Consider the following 18899-nt stretch of genomic DNA (forward strand, 5'->3'; position numbering starts at 1 on the left):
ATGACCAATCGTCAAGGCAAGACTTTATCTGTTGTAATCAGTGGGCAAGACCATGCACCTGTGATTGTATTTTCAAACTCATTGGGTACAGATAAAGGCATGTGGCAGCCACAAGTTGCGGCATTTGAACAGCAGTTCAAAGTTGTGACTTATGACACGCGTGGTCATGGGCAAAGTGATGTGATTGAGCAGACCACTGTACAAAACCTTGCAGAAGATGTGATTGATATTCTGAACGGTTTAAACATTGAAAAAGCGCATTTTTGTGGGATTTCAATGGGCGGCATGACGGCTTTGTGGCTCGGTATTCACCATGCAGATCGTTTTCATAGCATTACTGTGGCGAACTCAGCAGCCAAAATTTGGACTGAAGAGGGTTGGAATGCGCGTGCAGATGCTGTGGCAGCCAATGGCTTAGCAGATTTGGTCGCGACTACGCATACACGCTGGTTTAGTGAGCAGTTTGATTATCAACACGATGCTTTGGCGCAGCGCACCATTCAATCTTTAGCGACTACGCCAGCACTGGGCTATGCAGAATCTTGCCGAGCGCTCGCGCAAGCAGATCTATCTACTCAAATTCAACAGATTCAGATTCCAACTTTAGTGATTGCAGGCGCATTTGACCCAGTTACGACAGTGGCAGATGGCGTCTTTATGCAACAACAGATTAAAAATAGTGAATTAGCGGTGATTGATGCATCGCATCTTTCCAATATTGAGCAACCTGAGCTGTTTAACCAAACCCTCAGTCAGTTCATTGGATCGCTTCAATAGTTTAAGGATTTTTAAAAGGACTTTCAGCCCAAGGAGGCAGGTATGGCGTCTCAGGAATACGCTACTCAAAAAACGAGTATAGACGCACAAGCACTGATTAATGATGCACCGATTAGCAAATATCAGTGGTTGATCGCAATTGTATGTTTTCTCATTGTTTTTGTTGATGGTATTGATACTGCGGCAATGGGTTTTATTGCTCCAGCCTTGGCACAAGACTGGGGGATAGACCGCTCGCAACTGGGTCCAGTCATGAGTGCAGCTTTAGGCGGCATGATCATTGGTGCTCTAGTGTCTGGTCCAACCGCTGACCGCTTTGGGCGAAAGATTGTTTTAAGTGTTTCGATGCTGATTTTTGGTGGCTTTACTTTAGCATCGGCATATGCAGCTGATTTAAATACCTTGGTGGTCCTGCGCTTTTTAACCGGTATTGGTTTGGGTGCTGCGATGCCGAATGCAACCACACTATTTTCTGAATATTGCCCGCAGCGCTCACGCTCGTTACTCGTGACTTGTATGTTTTGTGGATACAACTTGGGGATGGCGACAGGTGGTTTCATCAGTAGTTGGTTGATCCCAACCTTTGGTTGGCACAGCTTATTTTTACTGGGCGGTTGGTCGCCACTGATCTTGATGATCTTGGTGATTTTCTTCCTGCCAGAATCCTATCGTTTCTTGATTGTGAAAGGCCGTGACAGCGAAAAAGTCCGCAAAATTCTAACGCGTATTGCACCGACGCAAGTACAGGGTGTTACTGAGTTTCATGTACCTGAAGAAAAAACCGAAGGTGGAGAGAAGAAAGGTGTGTTTGGCATGCTGTTCTCTCAGAAATATGTCAAAGGTACGGTTTTATTATGGCTAACCTATTTCATGGGTTTGGTGATGATTTATCTACTCACCAGTTGGTTACCAACCCTAATGCGTGAAACAGGCGCAACCATGGAACGCGCTGCATTTATTGGTGGTTTATTTCAGTTTGGCGGTGTCCTCAGTGCTTTATTTATTGGCTGGGCAATGGACCGTTTCAACCCGAACCGCATTATTGCAGGCTTCTACTTTGTCGCGGGAATCTTTGCCTTTGCCGTTGGTCAGAGCTTAGCCAATCCAACCTTACTTGCCATTTTAGTGCTTTGCGCAGGTGTTGCGATTAATGGTGCACAGTCGGCTATGCCAGCACTCAGCGCGCGTTTTTATCCAACCCAATGCCGTGCAACAGGTGTGGCGTGGATGTCTGGGATTGGTCGTTTCGGTGCGGTATTTGGTGCATGGATTGGCGCAGTTCTACTGGGCAATGACTGGTCGTTTACAGCTATTTTAAGTCTGCTGTTGATTCCAGCAACAGCAGCAGCAGTCGCTATTTTTGTTAAATCACTGGTCGCACATACCGATGCGACTTAATTGAGGTTTCTCCCATGAATGATGAACAACGTTATGAACAAGGAATTACCGTACGCACCGAAGTGCTGGGTGAAAAGCATGTCGGTCGTTCACTTGAGAACTTGAATGATTTCAATGCCGACTTTCAAAATTTTATTAGCCGTTTTGCGTGGGGCGAAGTCTGGTCTAGACCGGGCATGCCGCGCCATACCCGTAGCTTGGTCACCATTGCTGTTTTATTGGCATTGGGCCGTGAAGACGAACTGCGTATGCATTTACGTGCTTGTTTTAACAATGGTGTGACGAAGGACGATTTAAAAGAGTTGATTTTGCACTGTTCACTGTATGCAGGTTTACCCGCAGCCAATGCAGCTATGCACATGGCAGAAGAAGTTTTTGCAGATTTGGGCATTGCCCCGCAAAAACTGAGCGAACAGCAACTTAGCCAAGAACAAACGAATCAAGAGTAATGGAACAAGATTAAGAGGGACGTCACATGTCGCAACTTATTTTAGGTGCTTATGCACAACGTAATACCGATGATCATCCGCCAGCATATGCACCCGGCTATAAAACCAGTGTATTACGCTCGCCAAAAAATGCTTTGATTTCGATTGCAGAAACTTTAACTGAAGTGACTTCACCGCAGTTTAGTGCCGAACAGTTTGGACCTAAAGATAACGATTTGATTTTGAACTATGCCAAAGAAGGTTTACCGATTGGCGAGCGTATTATTGTGCATGGTTATGTCCGTGATCAGTTCGGTCGTCCAGTCAAAAATGCCTTGCTTGAAGTGTGGCAAGCCAATGCTTCAGGTCGTTATCGTCATCCAAATGATCAGTTTATTGGTGCGATGGACCCGAATTTTGGCGGCTGCGGTCGCATGATGACCGATGCCAATGGCTATTTTATATTCCGTACCATTAAGCCGGGTCCGTATCCTTGGCGTAACCGTATTAATGAATGGCGTCCTGCGCATATCCATTTCTCTTTGATTGCTGATGGTTGGGCGCAACGTCTTATTTCACAGTTCTATTTTGAAGGCGATACGCTGATTGATTCGTGTCCAATTATTAAAACCATTCCTTCGGAAGAACAACGTCGTGCATTGATTGCCTTGGAAGACAAGAGCAACTTCATTGAAGCAGACAGCCGTTGTTATCGTTTTGACATCACTTTACGTGGTCGTCGTGCGACTTATTTCGAAAATGATTTGACTTAATTCAGGGAGAACAACATGAACCATTGGAACTTTCAAGAATTGCATGAAACGCCATCTCAAACAGGTGGACCATATGTACACATTGGTTTGTTACCAAAACAAGCCAACATTGGAGTCTTTGAAAACAACTTCAACAATCAGTTAGTTCAAGAAAAAACCTTAGGCGAACGTATTCGCTTAGAAGGTCAAGTGTTCGACGGTTTAGGTTTACCGCTACGCGATGTATTGATTGAAATTTGGCAGGCGGATGCCAACGGTGTGTATCCAAGTGCGGCCGATATTCAAGGTAAAGCAGTTGATCCAAATTTCCATGGTTGGGGACGTACAGGGGCTGACTTTGAGACTGGTTTTTGGAGTTTCAATACCATTAAACCGGGTGCGGTTCCGGGCCGTAAAGGCACAACTCAAGCACCGCATATCGCACTGATCATCTTTGCTCGAGGAATTAATATTGGCTTGAATACCCGTGTGTATTTTGAGGATGAAGCTGAAGCCAATGCACAAGATCCTGTACTGAAAGGCATTGAATGGGCACCTCGTCGTCAGACGCTCATTGCAAAACGTGAAGTGCGTGATGGTGAAGTGGTGTATCGCTTTGATATTCGTGTGCAAGGCGAAGACGAAACAGTTTTCTTAGACATCTAATTGTCGGAATGGCAAGAGCAGCTAGTTCATTATTGCTCTTGTTGAAATGATTCAAGTTTAGGCGTGGTGATGGCATGACCCATTTCATCCATCCTACGTATATTTGCTGCTGACGACAGAAGTCAGGCAATAAGTTTAGAAATACAAGGAAATGTAATGATTAAGATTAAAAAAATTGCGATGCAACTCTGCTTAAGCAGTGCTGTTTTAGCGGCAATGCCAGCATTTGCAGCAGAAGCGGTTCAATCAAGTGCGCGACATTATGTGGTGAAAAATCTCAATATTGGTGACTTACCTGTCAAAACCATTGTACCGATTACCGCAAAAACAGCAAAGCAGGCGATTGCCCAAGCGCAAGTGATTGCCAGCAACCCAAACGCAGATGTGGCTGAGTTTCGCATCGACTTACTGGAGTTTTCTGCCGACAGTAAAAAAGTGATTGCACTGGGTCAGCAGCTGAATCAAATTTTAAAAGACAAACCGTTGATTGCCACCATTCGCACCCATAACGAAGGTGGAAAAATGACGGTGTCCGACCAAGACTATGAAAAGATTTATCATGAATATTTGAAAAAGCCATTTATGCAATTGCTGGATATCGAAATGTTCCGCAATGCTGGAAGTGTAGCGAAATTAACCAAGTTGGCGCATGACAAGAAAGTGTTGGTGATCATGTCGAATCATGATTTTGCCAAAACACCTGAGCAACAGGACATAGAAAACCGCCTACTGAAACAAGATCAGATGGGCGCAGATATTCTTAAAATTGCGGTGATGCCCAAGTCAAAACAAGATGTCTTTACCCTCATGAGTGCCACGCTGGCCGTCAGTCAAAAAAGTCAAAAACCACTGCTAACCATGTCGATGGGACAGTTAGGCACTATTTCACGTGTCTCGACTGCCAATATGGGCGGTAGCCTTAGTTTCGGCATGATTGGTGAGGCTTCAGCACCAGGTCAAATTGATGTGACCCAACTTAAGCAGTTCCTTAAAACTGTGCAGCCTACACCTTAAGACTTCAAGATATAAAAGGATTTGAACATGAAATTATCAGCTTTACGTTTAAGTACACTGATTTTAAGTTTGTTGGCTTCTGGTTTGGCCAGTGCAGAAACTTATATTGTTGACCGCTATCAGGATGATACTGCAAAAGGCTCATTACGTTGGGCAATTGAACAATCCAATGCCAATGCTGCACACGAAAATGAAATTCAGATTCAAGCGGTAGGTAAAGCTCCGTATGTAATTAAGCTGAATCAAGCTTTACCGCCTATTAAGTCTTCTGTGAAAATTATTGGGATGCAGTGGGACAAAACAGGTGAGTTTATTGCGATTGACGGTTCAAACTACATTAAAGGTGAGGGTGCTAAAGCATGTCCGGGGGCAAACCCTGAACAGTATGGCACCAATGTCCGTACCACTACTTTACCTGGTCTAGTTTTGCAAGATGTGAATGGCGTGACCTTAAAAGGTCTTGATATTCATCGTTTCTGTATTGGTGTACTGGTGAACCGCTCAAGCAATAACTTGATTCAACATAACCGTATCAGTAATAACTACGGTGGTTCAGGCGTGATGTTGACGGGCGATGATGGTAAGGGCAATCCAACCTCTACCACCACTAATAACAACAAAGTTTTGAACAACTTGTTTGTAGATAATGGCGATGGTCTAGAGCTGACGCGTGGTGCGGCATTTAACCTAGTTGCGAATAACCTGTTCACTTCAACCAAAGCTAACCCAGAACCGTCGCAAGGTATCGAAATTCTGTGGGGTAATGACAATGCGGTGATCGGCAACAAATTTGAAAACTACTCTGATGGTTTGCAAATAAATTGGGGTAAGCGCAATTACATAGCCTATAACGAACTGACCAACAATTCGATAGGCTTTAACCTCACCGGTGATGGCAACATTTTTGACAGTAATAAAGTTCATGGTAACCGTCTTGGCATTGCCATTCGTTCAGAAAAAGATGCCAATGCGCGTACAACGTTGACCAAAAACCGAATTTGGGACAATGGTAAAGATATTAAACGCTGTGAAGCTGGTGGTTCATGTGTACCAAACCAACGTCTGGGTGCCATTGTGTTTGCAGTGCCTGCGCTTGAGCATGCTGGTTTTGTCGGTTCTCGTGGTGGTGGCGTGGTGATTGAAGATGCAAAACTTCAAAAAACTTGTACACAGCCAAATGAGCAGGGCTGTAATGCTATTCCAAATCAAAATATTCAAGCACCGCGCTTAAGTTATAGTAAAGGTCAAGTTGAAGCTGAAGTTCAAGCGCAGCCAAATCAACGCTATCAGGTTGAATTCTTTGCCAATCAGCAAGCGAATAGTCAAGAAGCAGAGCAATATTTAGGTATGCAAGTGCTGACCACGAATGCCGAAGGCAAAGGTCAAGTAACGTGGAAAGTTTCAAGTGGTATGTCTAATGTCACTGCCAGTGTGACGGACCATTTGGGTGCGACCTCTGAATTAAGTTCAGCTGTTCGAGTGAAATAATAAAAACAGCATGGAAAACTCACGGAGTGTGAGTTTTCCTCACAAAAAGGATATTTGACTATGCAACAACAATTATTAAAACCATCGATTTTAAAAACACAGATTGTAAAAATGAGCATGCTGCCGTTGGCGCTACTTTGCTGTCAGCTTGCCTCAGCTAATGAATTTTATTCGGCAGACCGTCAATGGTTGTTTGGCGATTGGAACGGTGAAAGGAAGCAACTGGAAGACCAAGGTTATAAATTTACAGCTTCGATTATGAGTCAGGCAGCGACCAATTTAGCTGGCGGTTATAACGATGACAACAGTTTTGACAATGCTGCACAGTTGACCTTAGGCGCCAATTTTGATTTGAATAAAATTGCAGGCTGGGAAAATACTACCGCGGCTATCATGGTAACCAAGCGTGATGGTAATGCTTTAACACTTGAACGTATTAAAGACCCACGTGCAAGTACTTTGGGGAATAGTCAGGAAATTTATGGGCGTGGCAAGATCTGGCGCTTAACCCAAGCATGGATAAAAACAGGATTTGACGATAATCGTGTCCAATTTAAGATTGGACGTATGGGCATGTCGGATGACTTTAACAGCTCGCAATGTGAGTTTCAGAACTTACTTTTGTGTGGTGGACAGTTAGGTAAGTCCATCGGTTCGATTTGGCATAACTGGCCTGTCAGCTTATGGGGCACCAATGTTAAATACCAATTTGCACCAGACTGGTCACTTGGCGTTGGCGTCTATGAAGTTAACCCAGACAATGTCAAAACAGACTCAGACAGTGATGGCTTTAACCTCGATATGGACAATGTCGAAGGGGCGACCATTCCAGTTGAACTGGCATGGAAACCAAAACTTGCCACATTTAATGGTTTACCGGGTGAATATAAACTCGGTGCACTGTATTCCACAGCAGAAGCTAAAGATGTGGGCACATCAGGAGAAATCCACGATGGCAAATATAGTTTTTGGTTGAATGCTCAACAACAACTGACCCAAGATGGGGCTGATCCTAAACGTGGTTTATATATCAGTTTCAATGGGGTCATCAATGACCGAGATACCACCGCCGTAGAAAGTACGCAGCAGTTGGCACTTTGGTATAAAGGACCTTTTGACAGCCGCCCTAATGATTCGATTGGCTTTGGTTTAGCCAACTATGTGGTGAATGACCGTGTGACGGACAAGCAAATCGCCACAAATGAAGGCCGTGGTTATTACAGTTATGACGCGCTCGCCAGCGATTATGTCCCAATTCAACATGACGAACTCAATGTTGAGTTGAACTATACCTATCAGTGGTCACCTGCGGTGATGCTCAGACCCAACTTGCAATATATCTATCAACCTTCTGGGGTGAAAGAAGTGGATGACGCATGGGTGGCGGGTCTTAGCGTTAAGGTGAATTTTTAATCGTATTTGAAGTGGAAGAGTGTTTAAAATATCAGAGATGTGATTGCTGAATTTAAATGCTCTTTCTTTTCGTTGCTGAAGCAAACTAATTGTGGATGCTCAAAAGTTTGGATGTGGTGTGAATGATGCTCAGAACAAAGTAGGAGTGGTCATTTAAAACATAGCATTTGGAGTAAAACGTATGTCCGAAGCGCAATCTCAACCCATATTTAAAATATGGTGCTTTATATTAGGCTTAGCTTTATTGCTGACTGGCTTATTTTATTTAATCGGTGGTGGAAAACTGATTAGTCTAGGTGGTTCTTGGTACTTCCTGATTGCAGGTTTATTGACCACCATTTCCGCAATCTTTATTTTTAGAAAAAAAGCACTGGGTGTCTGGATTTTTGCACTGGTTTTTCTTGGGACCGTGGTTTGGGCACTGTTTGATGCAGGTTGGGATTTTTGGGCACTCCATTCACGGTTAATGTTTCCTGCGGGTTTATTTGCCGCACTGTGTTTTACTTTACCTGCTATTCGTAAGTACCAATTTCAAATTGCACCTTCAGCACCTGCTTATGCCTTAGGTGGTTTGACGGTGTTAGGTATGCTGGGTGGTTTATATGGCATGTTTATTCCACATCCAACGGTAAAAGCCAGTGGTGAAGAGCTCCCTCTAGTGCCTGTAACGGCTCAAACCCAACAAGTGAATTGGTCTCACTATGGTAATGATGCTGGTGGAAGTCGTTTTGCCGCACTGGATCAGATTAACCGTAATAATGTGTCTAAGTTAAAAGAAGCATGGCGCTTTCAAACAGGCGATATGACTACAGGTACGGGTAATGGCGCAGAAGACCAGCTCACGCCTTTGCAGGTCGGTGATAAAGTCTATTTATGTACACCGCATAACAACATTATTGCTTTAGATGCAGACACAGGTAAACAAATCTGGAAGGCTGAAGTGAACTCTAAAGCGGATGCTTGGGAGCGTTGCCGTGGTGTGGGTTACTTTGACTCGACTCAAGTCTTGGTACAACCGACTTTAGCAGGTGCAAGTGCGGTGACTGCGGTGGCAAACAATACCGCATGTCCACGTCGTGTTTATACCAATACACCTGATGGTCGTTTAATTGCAGTCAATGCCGATACAGGCGAACGCTGTAAAGACTTTGGTGTCGATGGAACGGTGAACTTACTGGAAGGTCTAGGTGCGGGCACGCAAGCGCCTCGTTTTGAAGTGACTTCGGCGCCAACCATTGCAGGCACTAGTATCATCGTTGGAAGTCGTATTGCTGATAACTTTGCAGCGGATATGCCCGGTGGTGTGATTCGTGCCTATGACGTGATTACTGGGCAGCTACGCTGGGCTTTTGATCCACGTAACCCAAATCCAAACTATGTCCTGAAACCGGGTGAAATCTATAAACGTAGCTCGGCAAACTCTTGGGCGGCAATGTCCTACGACCCGCAAATGAACACGGTGTTCTTACCGATGGGCAGTTCGTCGGTTGATGTCTGGGGTGGAAACCGTCAGCCTGTAGACCATAAGTACAATTCTTCCGTTTTGGCTTTAGATGCAACCACAGGTAAAGAGAAGTGGGTTTATCAAACCGTTCATAATGACCTTTGGGACTTCGATTTACCCATGCAGCCAAGCTTGGTTGATTTTCCAATGCAAAATGGGCAAACCAAACCTGCTGTTGTCATTGGCACCAAGTCAGGGCAGTTCTTTGTACTCGACCGTGTGACAGGCAAGCCTTTAACCAAAGTGGTTGAGCAACCTGTAAAAGCTGCAGATATTCCTGATGAGCAATACAGTGCAACCCAACCACGTTCAGTTGAAATGCCACAGATTGGTAATCAAACTTTGACTGAATCGGACATGTGGGGCGCAACGCCATTTGACCAGTTGATGTGTCGCATTAACTTTAAATCGATGCGTTATGACGGTCTCTTTACAGCACCGGGTTCTGATATATCTTTAAGTTTTCCGGGGTCGCTGGGTGGGATGAACTGGGGCAGTATCGCATTTGACCCAACGCATCGTTATATGTTTGTCAACGACATGCGCCTAGGTTTGTGGATTCAGCTGATTAAACAAACGCCTGAAGACTTAAAACTTGAAGCCAGTGGCGGAGAGAAGGTCAACACTGGTATGGGTGCAGTGCCAATGAAAGGTACACCGTATAAAGTGAATAAAAACCGCTTTATGTCGGTACTGGGCATTCCATGTCAAAAACCACCTTTCGGAACCATGACGGCGATTGATATGAAAACCCGTCAAGTGGCTTGGCAGGTGCCTTTAGGTACGGTTGAAGATACTGGTCCAATGGGCATTAAAATGGGCTTAAAAGCGCCGATTGGTATGCCAACCATTGGTGGTCCAATGGCGACTCAAGGTGGTTTAGTGTTCTTTGCTGCAACGCAAGACTTCTACTTGCGCGCCTTCAATTCATCTAATGGTGAAGAGTTATGGAAAGCGCGTTTACCCGTAGGTAGCCAAGGGACACCGATGAGCTACATTTCTCCAAAAACAGGCAAGCAATATGTGGTCATTTCCGCAGGTGGGGCACGTCAGTCGCCTGATCATGGTGATTATGTGGTTGCGTATAGCTTAGCCGATTAAAACGTTTTATTGTATGGGAAGCCTGTCGAGATGATAGGCTTCCCATTTTTATGCTAATAACAAGCAAGGAAATATTGTGCGATTAACTTATTTGATGCCTGCGCCTTTTAAACAAGCCTTATTGACTGCGGTTATTTTACAATCTATGCATGCTTATGCAGAAACGACAGAATATCAACTTCCTGTCATCACCGTCCAAGCGGTACATACCGATAGCGAGTTGTTATCGACTTCTGCATCAATTCAAAAAGTCCAAGCGGCTACAGTACAAAACAATGCCAATGTGAACCTATCCGAAGTTTTACAAGGGGTTGCAGGCTTACAAATTAATAACCGTGAAAACTATGCGCAAGACTTACAGATTTCGATGCGTGGCTTTGGCGCTCGTTCAACTTTTGGCGTACGTGGCATTCGGATGTATGTCGATGGTATTCCTGCGACCATGCCTGATGGTCAAGGGCAAAGTTCCAATATTGACCTCAATAGTTTGGATCACATCGAAGTACTGACAGGACCATTTTCATCTTTATATGGTAATTCATCAGGTGGAACCATCTTGGCTGAGACCAAAGAAGGGCAAGGCAAAGACTCAATCCAAGTGGGTCTTAATGCAGGCAGCCACCATAAGCAACAAGCCAATATCCAATTACAAGGGGGTTCCGAACAGGCCAATCAGCCCGCTTATGTGATTAGTTCTTCTTATTTTGATACTGATGGTTTTCGAGACCATAGTGCAGCACAAAAAGTATTGAATAATGCCAAACTGACGTGGAACTTAGAGGATGGCAGTAAAATCAACTGGGTGATGAATCGTGTCGATATTGATGCTGACGACCCACAAGGTCTAAAGCGTGAGCAGTGGAAAGCCAATCCAAAACAAGTCAATGATAGCAAAAATACCTATAATGTCCGTAAAGAAATTGAACAAACCCAAACAGGACTGACGTGGACTAAGCCGCTGAATGACCAGCAAGAGTTGTATAGCATGTTCTATTTGGGCAACCGACAAGTTGTACAATATCAGTCGATTCCAAAAGAGTTTCAAGAGAATGATCGCCATGCAGGTGGCGTGATTGATTTTGATCGGGATTATTATGGTGCAGACTTCCGTTGGACGGGTAAAGCGCTTTTACCGAATACAACTTTAGTTGCCGGTGTGGCTTTAGACCGGATGGTTGAAGACCGGAAAGGCTATAAAAATTATGATAATGAAAGTAACTTTGGTGTAAAAGGTGCATTACGCCGTAATGAAAATAATACCTTATGGAATTTAGATCCGTATGTACAAGCTTCATGGCAGTTCTTACCTACGTGGCATCTTGATACAGGCTTACGCTATAGCAATGTGCATTATGAGTCCGATGATCATTACATTGTAGATGGCAATGGTGATGACAGTGGCTCAACCGATTATCAAAAATTATTGCCATCTGTGGCATTAGGTTGGGAAATTTTACCTGAACTTTATGCTTATGCCAGTTATGGTAAAGGCTTTGAAACTCCAACCTTTACCGAAATGGCTTATAACACTGATCCTTCGAAATCAGGCATGAATTTCACTTTAAAACCTGCTAGTAGTGATAATTACGAGCTAGGTTTAAAGTCGCAGAATCCATTTGGGTTCTTCACTTTTGCTGTTTTCCAAACAGATACAGAAAACGATATAGTGACAGCGGGAACACGTGATGGTCGTGCGACTTTTCGTAATGCAGATCAAACCACGCGACAAGGGTTAGAGCTTTCATGGCAACAAACGATTTGGAAAGAACTCAACATACAATCGAGCTTTAGTTATATTGATGCTGAATTTGATAGTTATACAGCAGAACTAAAGGATTCAAAAAAACTTTATGCAAAAGCTATTGATAAAGGAAATAAGATTCCCGGAATTGCCAAAAACCAAGTGTTTACCCGTATTGCATGGCAACCTGAACAGGGCTTCCAAGCAGGCTTAGAAGCACGTTATATGGATAAAATTTATGTCGATGATATCAACTCAGATACTGCGCCAAGTTATGCCGTCGTGGCTGCAAATGTCGGCTATTTATGGGTAAATCGTGACTGGAAAGTAAACAGCTATGCCCGAGTTGATAACCTGTTTGACCGTAACTATGTTGGCTCAGTGATTGTGAATGACGGCAATAGTCGCTTCTTTGAACCTGCCGATGGTCGAAACTTTAACGTTGGCATGAGTGTGACCAAAGCCTTTTAATGGAAATGGTTTGGCTAGGCAAATAGTGCTGCTGCATAGCCAAACCAAATGAATCGCGCCATACGACTGCAAAAGACGCTTTTGTATGGGTGCTCAATCTATTTATGAGTTGCTTTGATATTCCTGAATCACTTCCAGCGCAGCACGGAAAGCCTCTTGAGTCGCAGGTGCGCCGCAATAAGGCAAACTGTGTAAAAGGACTTCTTGAATTTCTTCAACCGTTGCACCGTTATTCAACGCACCACGAACATGGCCTTTCAGTTCAGTTGGACTCTTTTGTGCTGTCAAAAATGCAATAGTAATTAACGAGCGATATTTACGCGGTAAGACACCTTCACGTTGCCATGTTGAGCCCCAAGCATGTTCATTAATCCAGTCCTGCAACGGTTGGGTGAAAGGTACAGTATTGTCCTGAGCACGTTTAACAAAAGATTCGCCCATGACTTCTGTGCGAACTTTTAAACCATTTTCATAATCTTGTTGTGACATGGGAACCTCTGAATGTGGAATGCAAATATAGTAGCCGAGCTGTTTGGTTTTTCATCCGATATTTAGGTTGAAAAGATGTGCGCAGGATTCATCCTTCAATATATTTGGAAGTATAGATATACTCTAGGCCAAGATGATGATGGTTTTTATGCTTGATTCAAAGGCTGTAAAGAAGTCTTTTCTAACTGAAAATCTTTTTGATTGAGCCTAATAAGAAAGCAGCCGAAGCTGCTTTTAATGATGTCGTTTTGTACTAAGCGGCTTTAAAGTCATTGATGATGAGTGCTAAGCCAGTCGCTTTTTGGATTTGTTCTAGGCTTACATCGCGTGCCAGTTCAACCAGTTTCACACCTTCAGTAGTGATATCCATCACGCCTAAGTCGGTAATGATACGGCTGACGACAGCTTTACCTGTGAGTGGTAGGGTACACTGAGGCACGATTTTAGGCGTGCCATCTTTGGCACAGTGCTCCATCAGAACCACGACTTTTTGTACACCAGAAACTAAGTCCATTGCACCGCCCATGCCTTTGACTTTTTTACCCGGAATCATCCAGTTTGCCAAGTCGCCTGTTTCAGAGACTTCCATTGCACCTAAAATAGCAATATTGACATGTCCACCCCGAATCATGGCAAAGGACTCTGAGCTTGAGAAAAATGCAGCCCCTTTACGTGCGGTGACGGTCTGTTTTCCTGCATTAATCAAGTCTGCATCAACTGCATCACGGGTTGGAAACTCATCAATACCGAGCAAGCCATTTTCTGACTGTAACCAAACATTGATCCCTTCTGGTAGATAATTGGCCATTAAAGTCGGTAAGCCAATACCTAAGTTGACATAAAAACCATCTTCGAGTTCAAGGGCAGCACGCTGCGCCATTTCATTACGTGTCCAAGCCATGATTAAGCTTCCTCTGCTTTAATGGTCAGTTGTTCGATCTGCTTTTTGGGAGTGGCGTTCAGTACCACACGGTTGATGTAGATACCCGGTAAATGGATGTCATCTGGATCGATTTCACCAATTTCAACCACCTGTTCAACTTCGGCAATCGTGAATTTGCCTGCCATGGCACAGTCAGGGTTAAAGTTACGCGCTGTTTTACGGAATACCAAGTTACCGGCTTTATCGGCTTTGTAGGCTTTCACTAAAGCAACGTCCGCAGTGAGAGACATTTCTAAAATATGCGGACGACCATCAAAGTCGCGGACTTCTTTGCCTTCGGCAATGAGGGTGCCTACACCTGTTTGGGTGAAAAATGCAGGAATACCTGCGCCGCCTGAACGTAGTTTTTCTGCGAGTGTACCTTGCGGAGTGAGCTCAACTTCAAGTTCACCATTGAGATACTGACGCTCAAACTCTTTGTTTTCACCGACATAAGAGGCAATCATTTTTTTAATTTGTTTGGTTTCTAATAATTTACCTAAACCAAAGCCATCCACACCTGCATTATTTGAAATACAGGTTAAACCTGTGACACCTGTATTTTTTAAGGCATCAATTAATGCTTCTGGAATACCACAGAGGCCAAAACCACCCACGGCAACCGTTTGATTATTGGCAACCACATCAGCCAATGCTTCGGCTGCATTTGCGACGACTTTATTCATCTTTTATTTCCTGATCTTCCTTGCTTGTTATTTTTTTAGCATTGCGCTGCACTTTTTAGAAATTGAATCTTTCTAACGTATAATAAGAAAAACTCATTAATGCAGAATATTTACAAAGAAAAATAGATAAAAGAAGAGTCAAAGCATGTACGAAAGCTATGCAAATAATCATACGGCTTATTCTGAACTATAAAGGTTTAGCCTCAGTTTCGCTTAGTCAAGGAGGGAGAACTTAGCTTAGAAATGATGCCAAAGTGTGGTTTCAATAAATTGGGACGACATGTTAGACAGTTCATAATCTTTTTTATAAATAATGCCCACCGCGAGCTGCGCTTGATTGTCCTCAATTTCAACCAACACATTTTTTTCAAGGTCGATGAATTTTTGGAAGTGTCGTGGAATAGCACTGACGCCCATGCCATAGGCGACAAAGTGTGAAAGGGAACTGATTTGGTGGCATTCGACTTTCAAATCCAGCACCACTTGAAGCGCTGCACAATGTTCCTCAATCACATGCCGAATAATTGAGGGGTTTTGTAAGGTCACAAATGGACAAGAGCAGAGTTCAAGCCACGTCACGCTTTTCTGCTTGGCTAAGACGTGGTGTTTGGGCAATAGAGCTAAAAAGTCTTCATTGAATAAAGGCTGAAAAATCAGTTGGTCATTGGCCTTGGGTTCAAAACAAATGCCGATTTCAAAGATGCCTTCTTGAACTTTTTCAATGATTTTTTCATTGGTGATGTCATGGATTGAAAAACTGATGTTGGGGTGCTGCTGTGAAAAATCATGCATCACTTCGGGGAGTACCGCATGAGTGGCAAAGGGCATTGAGGCAATATTTAAAGTGCCACGGTTGAGTTTAAAGCGCTGTTTGACATCTTTTTCCATATCCTCCCAGTTGGCCAGAAGCTTTTTGGCATAGGGAATGAGGGACTGACCTTCAGTGGTGATTTCTACTCGGCGCGTGTTGCGTTTAAATAGTTTTCCACCCAGTTCTTCTTCTAATGTTTTAATGCTTAAGCTTAAAGCAGATTGGCTCAGACACAGTTCATTGGCTGCATTGGCATAATTAAGCGTACGCGCAAGGACCAAAAAGGCTTTTAATTGTTTGAGTGTCATGAGCTTCCCTGAGCAATGATGCAACACGATGTTGAATGAAAATGAACGTGCTGTTCTCAAATGGTTTACATGAAAAATACAACAGACGGTCAAAACAGATCAAGTGATGGAAGTGGGTGTCATTTTTATCAATTCGTCAAAGCAGTATAAGTCGAACAGCATGATAGTCTGTAAAAATATGTTTTAACTGAATGAAAAATATAAAAATTGGTCATTTCGTGCGATTTTGAAATTTTACCTTTAACTTGATGCAATTAGTTTTATCAGTCTTGCTAGGGCTTGGATATTAATCAATTTTTCTTCTTACTCAATGATTATTTTCAAACAATGTGTGGGTTTATATGCATTATAGTCTGACCCAATAAGCTGAAATATTAATGCTCTGATGGATAAATATAGTACATAGATCAGAGTGCAAATAGACATCTCGTCATGAGGGAAATAGACGGTCTATGAATGCGTATTCGGTCTTTCCGCACAGGCTGATTGCACTGTGACTCAACTAGATTTGACATCATTAGCCATTAATATCACAGCACATCAAGACATATTTTCTTTAAGGATGGAGTAAAAAATATGTGGGATTTAGGTGTAATTTTATTGTCTCTTGGGCTACTGATGTATACAGCCTACAGAGGTTTTTCCGTAATTCTTATGGCACCGATTTGTGCCCTGTTGGCGGTTTTACTGATAAACCCTGCTAACGTTTTGCCTTTTTATTCAGGCGTATTTATGCCCAAAATGGTTGGGTTTATTAAAGATTATTTCTTGGTGTTTTTACTCGGTGCCATCTTCGGTAAAGTGGTTGAAATGTCAGGGATTGCCGAATCCATTGCCAAAACCATTGTGAACCTGATTGGTTCTAAAAATGCAATGTTAACCGTTGTGCTTTTAGGGGCGATTTTAACCTATAGCGGTGTCAGTCTCTTTGTGGTGGTCTTTGCAGTTTATCCATTTGCAAATCAACTCTTTAGACAAGCCAACATTCCAAAGCGTTTGATTCCGGGAACCATTGCCCTTGGTGCATTTACGTTTACCATGGATGCCTTGCCGGGAACCCCGCAAATTCAAAACGTTATACCGACGACCTTTTTTGGTACAGATATTTATGCAGCGCCGTTTCTTGGTTTGATTGGTGCGGTATTTGTTCTAGCAACGGGCCTGAGCTATTTGGAATGGCGTCGCCGTGTAGCCGCTCGAAATGGCGATGGTTATGCCACAGGTATTGAGCTGACAGAAGCCGAGCAACAACAACTGAAGCAAAACTTAGATACAACCTCGAATGGTTCTACCGCACGTCAATGGTTGGCTTTTGTACCGCTCATTTTAGTTGCCGTGACCAATAAGTATTTATCCACTGCGATTAAAGAATGGTATCCAAACGGTTTCGACTTTAATGCCATTGGACTTGCAGCTTACACCGTCGATGTTGCGAAAACCTCTGCCATTTGGGCCGTGGGTTTAGCCTTAATTGTGGGCATTATCGCGGCAATTTCATTTGACTTCCGTCGTGTCTATACGGGCTTCAAAGATGGTGTCAATGCCAGTATTGGCGGGTCTTTACTTGCCGTGATGAATACCGCATCTGAATATGGTTTTGGTGCGATTATTGCGGCCTTACCGGGCTTTGCGATTATTAGCCATGCATTGGGCAATACTTTTACCAATCCACTGGTCAATGGTGCGGTTACCACGACAGTCTTAGCGGGTGTGACTGGTTCAGCCTCTGGCGGTATGAGTATCGCTTTAAGTGCGATGGCGGATCAGTACAATGCTGCGATTTTAGCCATGGGTATTCCACCTGAAGTGATGCACCGTATTGTTGCGATGGCATCTGGTGGTATGGATACCTTACCGCATAACGGCGCCGTGATTACCTTACTTGCGGTCACAGGTTTAACCCATAAACAATCTTATAAAGATATTTTTGCCATCACGATTATTAAAACCATCGCGGTATTTGTTGCCATTGCTGCCTTTACTTGGTTTGGTATTGTTTAAGACTTTGGAATGAAAAAAGAAGACAACGGAGTACATCATGAGTCAACTGTTAAAAGATAAAGTTGCATTTATTACCGGTTCAGCCAGTGGTATTGGACATGAAATTGCAAAGAAATTTGCCAGTGAAGGTGCAAAAGTTGTCATTTCTGATATGAATGCAGAGAAGTGTGCTGAAACGGTGGCGGCACTTCAAAAGCAAGGCTTTGAAGCATTGTCTGCGCCTTGCGATGTGACCAATGAAGAGGCATATAAAACAGCAATTGAACTGACTCAGAAAACCTATGGGCGGTTGGACATCCTCATCAATAATGCGGGTTTTCAGCATGTTGCAGTGATTGAAGACTTTCCAACTGCAGTCTATCAAAAGCTGATTAATGTCATGTTGGTGGGGGCGTTCATTGGCATTAAGTACGTATTTCCAATCATGAAAGCGCAGCAGTTTGGTCGCGTGATTAATATGGCTTCGATTAACGGTCTGATCGGTTTTGCTGGCAAGGCCGGCTATAACAGTGCTAAGCATGGTGTAATTGGTTTGACCAAAGTTGCGGCTTTAGAGTGCGCGCGCGATGGCATCACCGTGAATGCTCTGTGTCCGGGCTATGTCGATACGCCGTTGGTACGTGGTCAAATTCATGACTTGGCTAAAACCCGAAATGTCAGTGAGCAAAGTGCATTAGAAGATGTGATTTTGGCGATGGTGCCGCAAAAACGCTTACTCAGTGTAGAAGAAATTGCGGATTATGCAATCTTCCTTGCCAGTGATAAGGCGGGCGGTATAACTGGTCAAGCCGTGGTGATGGATGGTGGTTATACCGCGCAATAACTTAGCTCAGCATAGATTTAAAAATTGAGAAGCCTTGGATGTTCGTATCTGGGGCTTTTTTTATAGCGATAGATTTTGCAGAAAGACCTAGGTTTAAATAAGTGGT

The 18899-nt window shown here is 43.5% G+C and carries 16 protein-coding genes; 12 read left to right on the forward strand and 4 right to left on the reverse strand.

The window, feature by feature from the left end; translation table 11 throughout:
• The 10 genes from pcaD to GVX98_RS11220 all read left to right on the forward strand — a co-directional run bounded on the left by pcaD (nt 1) and on the right by GVX98_RS11220 (nt 12753).
• A complete protein-coding gene (gene pcaD, locus GVX98_RS11175; RefSeq protein ID WP_171503360.1) occupies nt 1-777 on the forward strand; it encodes a 3-oxoadipate enol-lactonase in 777 nt (258 codons plus the stop codon).
• A gap of 42 nt (nt 778-819) precedes the next feature.
• On the forward strand, nt 820-2175 hold the full coding sequence (locus GVX98_RS11180; protein WP_086208646.1) for an MFS transporter: 1356 nt from the start codon (nt 820-822) through the stop codon (nt 2173-2175).
• A gap of 14 nt (nt 2176-2189) precedes the next feature.
• Nucleotides 2190-2624, forward strand: coding sequence for a 4-carboxymuconolactone decarboxylase (pcaC, locus tag GVX98_RS11185; protein WP_004981395.1), 435 nt, complete (start codon nt 2190-2192; stop codon nt 2622-2624).
• A gap of 26 nt (nt 2625-2650) precedes the next feature.
• A complete protein-coding gene (gene pcaH, locus GVX98_RS11190; RefSeq protein WP_159128103.1) occupies nt 2651-3376 on the forward strand; it encodes a protocatechuate 3,4-dioxygenase subunit beta in 726 nt (241 codons plus the stop codon).
• 15 nt (nt 3377-3391) lie between these two features.
• Nucleotides 3392-4021, forward strand: coding sequence for a protocatechuate 3,4-dioxygenase subunit alpha (gene pcaG, locus GVX98_RS11195; protein WP_159128104.1), 630 nt, complete (start codon nt 3392-3394; stop codon nt 4019-4021).
• Nucleotides 4022-4177: 156 nt separating this feature from the next.
• Entirely contained in the window at nt 4178-5035 is an 858-nt protein-coding gene (gene aroD, locus GVX98_RS11200; RefSeq protein ID WP_159128105.1) for a type I 3-dehydroquinate dehydratase, read from the forward strand.
• A 27-nt stretch (nt 5036-5062) separates the two neighbouring features.
• Nucleotides 5063-6523: a NosD domain-containing protein gene (locus GVX98_RS11205; RefSeq protein ID WP_159128106.1), complete on the forward strand. Its 1461-nt coding sequence runs from the start codon at nt 5063-5065 to the stop codon at nt 6521-6523.
• Between the two features lie 60 nt (nt 6524-6583).
• Nucleotides 6584-7936, forward strand: coding sequence for a carbohydrate porin (locus GVX98_RS11210; protein ID WP_159128107.1), 1353 nt, complete (start codon nt 6584-6586; stop codon nt 7934-7936).
• 181 nt (nt 7937-8117) lie between these two features.
• The gene (locus GVX98_RS11215; RefSeq protein WP_159128108.1) at nt 8118-10541 is read left to right on the forward strand and encodes a glucose/quinate/shikimate family membrane-bound PQQ-dependent dehydrogenase; all 2424 of its coding nucleotides are present in this window, start codon (nt 8118-8120) and stop codon (nt 10539-10541) included.
• Between the two features lie 76 nt (nt 10542-10617).
• On the forward strand, nt 10618-12753 hold the full coding sequence (locus tag GVX98_RS11220) for a TonB-dependent receptor (RefSeq protein WP_369412402.1): 2136 nt from the start codon (nt 10618-10620) through the stop codon (nt 12751-12753).
• A gap of 102 nt (nt 12754-12855) precedes the next feature.
• On the opposite strand, the gene GVX98_RS11225 is transcribed toward GVX98_RS11220, so the two are convergent.
• The 4 genes from GVX98_RS11225 to GVX98_RS11240 all read right to left on the reverse strand — a co-directional run bounded on the left by GVX98_RS11225 (nt 12856) and on the right by GVX98_RS11240 (nt 15969).
• The gene (locus GVX98_RS11225; protein ID WP_004981378.1) at nt 12856-13242 is read right to left on the reverse strand and encodes a carboxymuconolactone decarboxylase family protein; all 387 of its coding nucleotides are present in this window, start codon (nt 13240-13242) and stop codon (nt 12856-12858) included.
• A gap of 253 nt (nt 13243-13495) precedes the next feature.
• Nucleotides 13496-14143, reverse strand: coding sequence for a CoA transferase subunit B (locus GVX98_RS11230; protein WP_159128109.1), 648 nt, complete (start codon nt 14141-14143; stop codon nt 13496-13498).
• 2 nt (nt 14144-14145) lie between these two features.
• Complete coding sequence (locus GVX98_RS11235; protein WP_159128110.1) at nt 14146-14850, reverse strand: CoA transferase subunit A; 705 nt, start codon at nt 14848-14850, stop codon at nt 14146-14148.
• Between the two features lie 237 nt (nt 14851-15087).
• Nucleotides 15088-15969 carry a LysR family transcriptional regulator gene (locus GVX98_RS11240; protein ID WP_159128111.1) on the reverse strand — a complete coding sequence of 294 codons (882 nt, stop codon included), beginning with the start codon at nt 15967-15969 and terminating at the stop codon, nt 15088-15090.
• Nucleotides 15970-16545: 576 nt separating this feature from the next.
• Between GVX98_RS11240 and GVX98_RS11245 the strand changes: the two genes are divergently transcribed.
• Together GVX98_RS11245 and GVX98_RS11250 are read left to right on the forward strand one after the other, a co-directional pair.
• Nucleotides 16546-17970 (forward strand): GntP family permease, encoded by a 1425-nt coding sequence (locus tag GVX98_RS11245; RefSeq protein ID WP_058869080.1) that lies wholly within the window; start codon nt 16546-16548, stop codon nt 17968-17970.
• Between the two features lie 37 nt (nt 17971-18007).
• Nucleotides 18008-18793 carry a 3-hydroxybutyrate dehydrogenase gene (locus GVX98_RS11250; RefSeq protein WP_159128112.1) on the forward strand — a complete coding sequence of 262 codons (786 nt, stop codon included), beginning with the start codon at nt 18008-18010 and terminating at the stop codon, nt 18791-18793.
• The last annotated feature ends 106 nt before the right edge of the window (nt 18794-18899 follow it).

This window comes from Acinetobacter sp. 8I-beige (genome assembly GCF_902505955.1).
GTDB lineage: Bacteria > Pseudomonadota > Gammaproteobacteria > Pseudomonadales > Moraxellaceae > Acinetobacter > Acinetobacter johnsonii.

Coding starts and splice junctions, on each gene's coding strand:
- pcaD (WP_171503360.1), top strand. CDS start 1: ATGACCAATCGTCAAGGCAAGACTTTATCTGTTGTAATCAGTGGGCAA.
- GVX98_RS11180 (WP_086208646.1), top strand. CDS start 820: ATGGCGTCTCAGGAATACGCTACTCAAAAAACGAGTATAGACGCACAA.
- pcaC (WP_004981395.1), top strand. CDS start 2,190: ATGAATGATGAACAACGTTATGAACAAGGAATTACCGTACGCACCGAA.
- pcaH (WP_159128103.1), top strand. CDS start 2,651: ATGTCGCAACTTATTTTAGGTGCTTATGCACAACGTAATACCGATGAT.
- pcaG (WP_159128104.1), top strand. CDS start 3,392: ATGAACCATTGGAACTTTCAAGAATTGCATGAAACGCCATCTCAAACA.
- aroD (WP_159128105.1), top strand. CDS start 4,178: ATGATTAAGATTAAAAAAATTGCGATGCAACTCTGCTTAAGCAGTGCT.
- GVX98_RS11205 (WP_159128106.1), top strand. CDS start 5,063: ATGAAATTATCAGCTTTACGTTTAAGTACACTGATTTTAAGTTTGTTG.
- GVX98_RS11210 (WP_159128107.1), top strand. CDS start 6,584: ATGCAACAACAATTATTAAAACCATCGATTTTAAAAACACAGATTGTA.
- GVX98_RS11215 (WP_159128108.1), top strand. CDS start 8,118: ATGTCCGAAGCGCAATCTCAACCCATATTTAAAATATGGTGCTTTATA.
- GVX98_RS11225 (WP_004981378.1), bottom strand. CDS start 13,242: ATGTCACAACAAGATTATGAAAATGGTTTAAAAGTTCGCACAGAAGTC.
- GVX98_RS11230 (WP_159128109.1), bottom strand. CDS start 14,143: ATGGCTTGGACACGTAATGAAATGGCGCAGCGTGCTGCCCTTGAACTC.
- GVX98_RS11235 (WP_159128110.1), bottom strand. CDS start 14,850: ATGAATAAAGTCGTCGCAAATGCAGCCGAAGCATTGGCTGATGTGGTT.
- GVX98_RS11240 (WP_159128111.1), bottom strand. CDS start 15,969: ATGACACTCAAACAATTAAAAGCCTTTTTGGTCCTTGCGCGTACGCTT.
- GVX98_RS11245 (WP_058869080.1), top strand. CDS start 16,546: ATGTGGGATTTAGGTGTAATTTTATTGTCTCTTGGGCTACTGATGTAT.
- GVX98_RS11250 (WP_159128112.1), top strand. CDS start 18,008: ATGAGTCAACTGTTAAAAGATAAAGTTGCATTTATTACCGGTTCAGCC.